The sequence below is a fragment of the Dialister sp. UBA1703 genome (assembly GCA_002320515.1).
Classification (GTDB): domain Bacteria; phylum Bacillota; class Negativicutes; order Veillonellales; family Dialisteraceae; genus Dialister.
Genome location: DCJJ01000040.1, coordinates 5,443 through 11,410, shown reverse-complemented (window position 1 = coordinate 11,410; position 5,968 = coordinate 5,443). Strand labels below are relative to the sequence as shown.

The following is a 5,968-nucleotide window of genomic DNA, read 5'->3' as shown; positions in this document are numbered from 1 at the left end:
AATTCTTATAAAAGCAGACTCTGCAAATGAATCAGTGCTTCCCCAGTATCACACCCAGATCCTTATATCCGTCAGCTCCCAGCAGTTCTTCCATGGCCGCTTTCTTGGCCAGATCGTCGATGGCATAGACCAGGGGGCCTTTGCCTTCGTCGGGGGTGAAGAGGATGAGCACGTTAAGATTCATGCCGTCGGCGCTGGGGAAGAAGTAGGCCCGGCTGTACATGGGGAGGATCATGCCCTGGAGGCTGTAGGTGACGTGGGCGCCGGCGGTGTAGACATAGGTTTCATCGGCACTGAGACGGCGGAAAGGTTCGATTTCCGAAATTTCCGCAGTCACCTGTTTTTCCGCCACCGGGCCCATGGCATTGGCAGCCAGGCTCATGACAGTGTCCTTCATATCCCGGCGCAGAATGGAGTTTTCGTCCAGAAATTCCCGATTGATTTCCGCAAGGCCTTCCCATTCTTCTTCGGTGAGATTCATGCGGAAATAGGGACGCATGCGATCAGCCAGCACTTTGGGAAGTTTGGCCTGGACAATGTAGCCGGAGGAAAATTTCCGGGCTTTTTTCCGGATAATGGAGAGCTGTCCCATGTGGTAGGGAATTTCCCCGCCGCCGAAATGCAGGATCTGGGTGCCGGGAATATCGGTATAGGTAAAGTTTTTGGATAGATTTTCTGCTGCCAGAGCCCCTATATCATAGGCCGAGGCGCTTCCTCCCGCCAGAAGCAGGGCCGCCAGGGCCAGTGCCGCTAATTTCTTCATGTGCCGCTCCTTTTCAAACCATAAAGCCCATAGAGAATGGTATCTCCCAGGGCGTCAGCAGATTCGTGGCTGCCGTTGACTTCGATAAGGAAGTACCGGTTTCCCTGCCGGTAAAGGGAGGTGTATACCCACAGAGGGTAGGACAGCCCTTTTTCATTGGTTATGATGACCTTTGCCTCCTGGGACCAGTGGTAAGTGCCGTCGTCGTCTTTGAAGGCATGCCAGGGAGTAAAGGTGAGGATTTTAACGGACCGGCTGTCCCCCCGTTTTTCCTTTAGCACCATGTCCAGAAAACTCTGGAATTCGGCGGTGGATATCTTTGGCATACCGAAGAGGGATGTGGGCCGGCCTGCATCCTCCCGGAAAGCGTCCCGCCAGAAAAGGGCGTCCCTCTTCCTTCCTTCATGGAAGAAATCGTCCTCTGTGCCGGAAAATACCATCACCGCCGCCGTATAGGTACCCTGTACGTTTTTCTTCACCAGCTGGTACATGTGGAGGGAATCATAGGGATAGGGCCCCTTCTCGGGGTACATATTCATGCCCGGCGGTACGGCCAGGATGGACCACATGGCTGCTTTTGCCGTTTTTCCGTAGCCCTTTGTCTTTGTTTCCTTCTTGAATAAATCGCCCAGCACATTATCCTTCCCGTCGGTAACGGAAACCGTATCACCAAGGGGCAGGGTACCCAGGCCGGAAATGGTGAGATTCTCCGCCATAGCCGCCTGCCATCCCCCCAGCATCAATGCCGCCGCCAGTGCTATATGTCTAAGCCGTCTCATAGAAGCTCCTTCCGAGGCTCATGCCTTTTTCTCTTTATTGTAGAGAAAAACGGGGAAATTCTCAAGAGGGATTTGGACGCGCCTTCGGCGTGCACAGCGAACATGATTTGAAGGAGCAAAGCGACGCACAAATCATAGTGAGTCGTTTCCCCTTTAGGGGCGAGGGTTCAAGGACGGGCCTTTGGCCCGAGGGTTCATAGGGTTCAGAGGGTTCAGAGGGGAAGGTTGACGGGGCTTCGCCCCGAGGGTTGTAGCCGCCTGACGGCGGCAGGTTGTGTTCGCTGGCGCTCAAGGGGCGACAGCGCCTGCGTCGCTGAGGGTGGTGGATTGCCCTTACGGTGCACAGCGAACACATTTTGAAGGAGCGCTAGCGACGCGCAAAATGTAGTGAGTCGTTTCCCCTTTAGGGGGCAATGCTTATAAAGTCAGCGTTACGGGATTGGCTTTCTATGTTATAGAGCATGAAAAGCATTCTGCTGACTGGCTCGCTGCGCTCGCCACCCCCTATCCGGCTGCGCCATTGGACACACCTTCGGCGTGAGGGTTGACGGGCCTTTGGCCCGAGGGTTGTGGCCGCCTGACGGCGGCAGGTTGTGTATCGCTTCGCTCAGGGGGCAACGGCCCTTTGGCCCGAGGGTTGTGGTATCGCCCTTACGGGCGATGAACATAAAGTCAGCGTTACGGGATTTACTTTCAGTGCCATATGGCATGATAAGCATTCTGCGGATTGGCTCGCTATGCTCGCCACCCCCTATCCGGGCTGTGCCGGACTTCTCCACGGGAAAGCGTGTCANNCCTTACGAATCGTGTTCCCTTGCCACCCCTATGCAGGGGGCAGAATAGGTTTCTACGCTTTCCTGCAGAGACATGACTCCATGGCTAAGCACCCATAGTCCCACTGTGGAGGTCCTGCATAGGACTTCCAAGTGGGGCGAAGTAAGGCGCCTAGCCTGCCCATTAAGGCGCTTTCCTTTTGCCGCCCCACCGAACTGCGGGGAGAAGGTGGTGCCGTAAGGCACCAAAGGGGGAATGCATTTCCCTCGCCCGCAGGGCGGTTGTATGGTTTTATAATACTGGCGCCTTCTATAAATTAAAAGGCGCCCACCACGGCCTTTGCCCCCTGAGCGGAGCGAACACAACCCTTGGCACCGAGGGCCGGAGGCCCGATGGATGCCATATGCCCCTCTGCGCCAAAGGCGCAGGCCCCTTCGGGAATACTGGAAAGCACCGCGCCGGTCCCGGTCCCGACCGCGCCGAAGGCGCCTGAACCCTCAAGCCCGTCAGGGCTTGTCCATAAAAAAAACAGCCCCTTGAAAGGAGCTGTTTTTTTATGATATTATTCCGCTTTTTCTTCAGCTGCCGGCGGTTCGTCGTTGTGAACCACTTTGAGCTTGCGGTAGCGGGACATGCCGGTGCCGGCGGGGATGAGTTTGCCGATGATGACGTTTTCCTTGAGGCCCAGGAGGGGATCTTCCTTGCCTTTGATAGCGGCTTCGGTGAGGACCCTGGTGGTTTCCTGGAAGGATGCGGCGGAGAGGAAGGAGTCGGTGGCAAGGGCTGCCTTGGTGGTACCAAGGAGCAGGTTTTCGCCTACTGCTTTCTTTCTGCCTTCATCATCGAGGCGTTCATTGGTGCCGCGGTATGCGACGATATCCACGGTTTCGCCGGGGAGCCAGCCGGAGTCTCCGGGATCGATGATCTTGATCTTACGGAGCATCTGGTGGACGATGATTTCAATGTGTTTATCGTTGATTTCTACGCCCTGGCTTCTGTATACTTTCTGGACTTCCTTAACGATGTAGTTCTGGGTAGCCTGTACGCCCAAAACTGCCAGGATGTCGTGGGGGTTCACGTTACCTTCGAAGAGGCGGGTGCCTGCTTCGATGTGCTGTCCGTCCTGGACGGAGATCTTCTTGGCTACCGGAATCTTTTCGCTTTCCGTTTCTTCATCGTTGGTGATGGTGATGACCTTGACGTTGGGGTTATCTTCAGCGGAGGTGATGGAAACGGTGCCGGCGATACGGGAAATGGTGGCATTGCCCTTTGGTTTGCGTGCTTCGAACAATTCTTCGACACGGGGAAGACCCTGTGTGATATCTTCTGCGGAAGCTACGCCGCCGGTATGGAATGTACGCATGGTGAGCTGGGTACCCGGTTCGCCGATAGACTGGGCGGCGATGATGCCTACGGCTTCGCCGATTTCCACGTGACGGCCGGTGGCCAGGTTTCTGCCGTAGCACTTAGCGCATACGCCGTGGGCGGAGCGGCAGGTAAGGATGGAGCGGACTTTCAGCTTGTCGTAGTATTTTTCGATTTCAGCTGCCTCATCGTCGGTGATTTCTTCGTTCTTCTTAGCGATGATTTCGCCGGTTTCAGGGTTCACCACATCTTCCAGGGGGCAGCGGCCGGCAATGCGGTCTGCCAGGGATTCGATGGGCTGTCCGTTTTCTTCGATCTTGCTGACTTCCACGCCTTCCATCTGGTCCATGCGGACTTTGATGAGGGGAATGTCGGAGGAGAGAATGAGTTCCGCATTTTCAGCGGTGATTTCGCTGCCTGCAGGGAGGACTACGTTTCCTTCACGGTCCAGGGCATCTTCTTCCAGTTTCTTTCCTGCAAAGTGGACGGTGAGGTGGTGGCGCATAGCCTGGTTGTATTCAGCTACGGCTTCGGTGGTGCCCAGGTTGAAGGTCTGCTGCTGCTCTGCTTCTTCGCCTTCGACGGAGGGGATGATGACCTTGATTTCTTCTACCAGATGGTGGTTGAGGAGGGTAATGTCATCAGCATCCAGGGTCTTGCCTTTGACGAGGAGGATCTGTCCGTTTCTTCTGTCCAGTACGTCTTCGTCAAGAACAGCTCCCAGGAGGTGGGGCTTCAGGGTCATAATGCGGTTCTTTACTTCCGGCTGGGAGGCGATGATGCTCTGTTCCCTGTCGAAGTTCAGTACCTGTACGTCGCAGTCTTCTTCACGGACGATGACGTCCTGGGATACATCTACCAGACGGCGGGTGAGGTAGCCGGAGTCTGCCGTACGGAGGGCGGTGTCGGCCAGACCTTTACGGGCGCCGTGGGAGGAGGTGAAGTAATCGAGGACTGTCAGGCCTTCGCGGAAGTTTGCCTTAACCGGCAGTTCTACGGTCTTACCGGAGGTATCGGCGATAAGGCCACGCATGCCGGCCAGCTGTCTGATCTGGTTATCGTTACCACGGGCGCCAGACTGGGCCATCATGGTCAGGGGGTTGAATTTTACCATAGAGCTCTTCATGGCAGCGCCTACTTCGTCTGTCTTCCTGCTCCATACTTCGACCACTCTTCTGTATCTTTCGTCGTCAGTCATGAGGCCGCGGCGGAAGAACCGTTTAATCTGTTCAACCTTTTCGTCGCCGTCTTCCAGGATTTTGTCCTTTTCAGGCGGTACGGCTACGTCGTAGATACCGATGGAAATACCGGAAACCAGGGCGTAGTGGAAGCCCAGGGCCTTCACGGAGTCCAGGAGGTCGCCGGTAGCTTTGAAGCCCAGTTTCTTGAAGCAGTCGTTTACCAGTTTGCCCATCTGCTTCTTGCCGATGGTAATGCCCAGGCCGTTGTTCACTACTTTGTAGGTGTTGCCGTTTTCGTCTACTCTCTTTTCATGACGCTTGTAGAAGAAACGGAGTTCTCTCGGAATAGCGTAGTTGAAAATGAGGCGGCCGGGGGTGGTGATAACCAGGTCTTTATCATCTTCATTGAAGCCGTCGGGACGATCTTCCTTGGGGATGTGGACTTTGATGAAATCGTGGACACGGATTTCATGGAGGGCATAGGCCAGCATGACTTCGTCGTATCCGGTGTAGGCATGGAGACGGGATGTATCCATTTCGTCTTCTGCCTTTTTCCACTGTTTCATGGGGTCAAACTTCGCATTAGGGTTTGCTGCTTTTTCTTCCGGTGTGAAATCGACTTTCGCATCGTTGGCAGTTTCCACAATGGTAAGGTAGTAGGATCCCAGAATCATATCCTGGGAAGGAATGGCTACCGGTTTGCCGTCCTTGGTGGAAAGGATGTTGTTAATGGAAAGCATGAGGGTTCTAGCTTCTGCCTGTGCTTCCACGGACAGGGGCAGATGGCAGGCCATCTGGTCACCGTCGAAGTCGGCGTTGTAGCCGGGGCATACCAGAGGATGCAGCTTGATGGCACGGCCTTCCCAGAGGATAGGTTCAAAGGCCTGGATGCCCAGTCTGTGAAGGGTAGGCGCACGGTTCAGGAGTACCGGATGTTCTTTGATTACATCGCCCAGCACGTCCCACACTTCGGGAGCCAGCTTGTCCACTTTCTTACGGGCTGCCTTCAGGTTGCTTGCCACGCCTCTCTTGATGAGTTCGTGCATGATGAATGGCTTGAACAGTTCGATGGCCATTTCTTTCGGCAGGCCGCACTGGTACATTTT

At 55.1% G+C, this 5,968-nt stretch carries 3 protein-coding genes; all 3 read right to left on the bottom strand.

The features are described 5' to 3' along the window. Positions 1–31: 31 nt before the first annotated feature. Complete coding sequence (locus B2Y11_RS02000) at positions 32–763, bottom strand: hypothetical protein (RefSeq protein WP_291055498.1); 732 nt, start codon at positions 761–763, stop codon at positions 32–34. Next, on the bottom strand, positions 760–1,542 hold the full coding sequence (locus tag B2Y11_RS01995; RefSeq protein ID WP_291055495.1) for a hypothetical protein: 783 nt from the start codon (positions 1,540–1,542) through the stop codon (positions 760–762). Before B2Y11_RS01995 ends, B2Y11_RS02000 begins: the two co-directional genes overlap by 4 nt. Positions 1,543–2,878: 1,336 nt before the next feature. After that, positions 2,879–5,968: DNA-directed RNA polymerase subunit beta' (locus tag B2Y11_RS01990; RefSeq protein ID WP_291055492.1), on the bottom strand; the 3,090-nt coding region annotated here is incomplete at its 5' end.

Excerpts from the sequence above, each read along its gene's own strand:
- B2Y11_RS02000 (WP_291055498.1), bottom strand. The coding sequence starts at position 763 with ATGAAGAAATTAGCGGCACTGGCCCTGGCGGCCCTGCTTCTGGCGGGA.
- B2Y11_RS01995 (WP_291055495.1), bottom strand. The coding sequence starts at position 1,542 with ATGAGACGGCTTAGACATATAGCACTGGCGGCGGCATTGATGCTGGGG.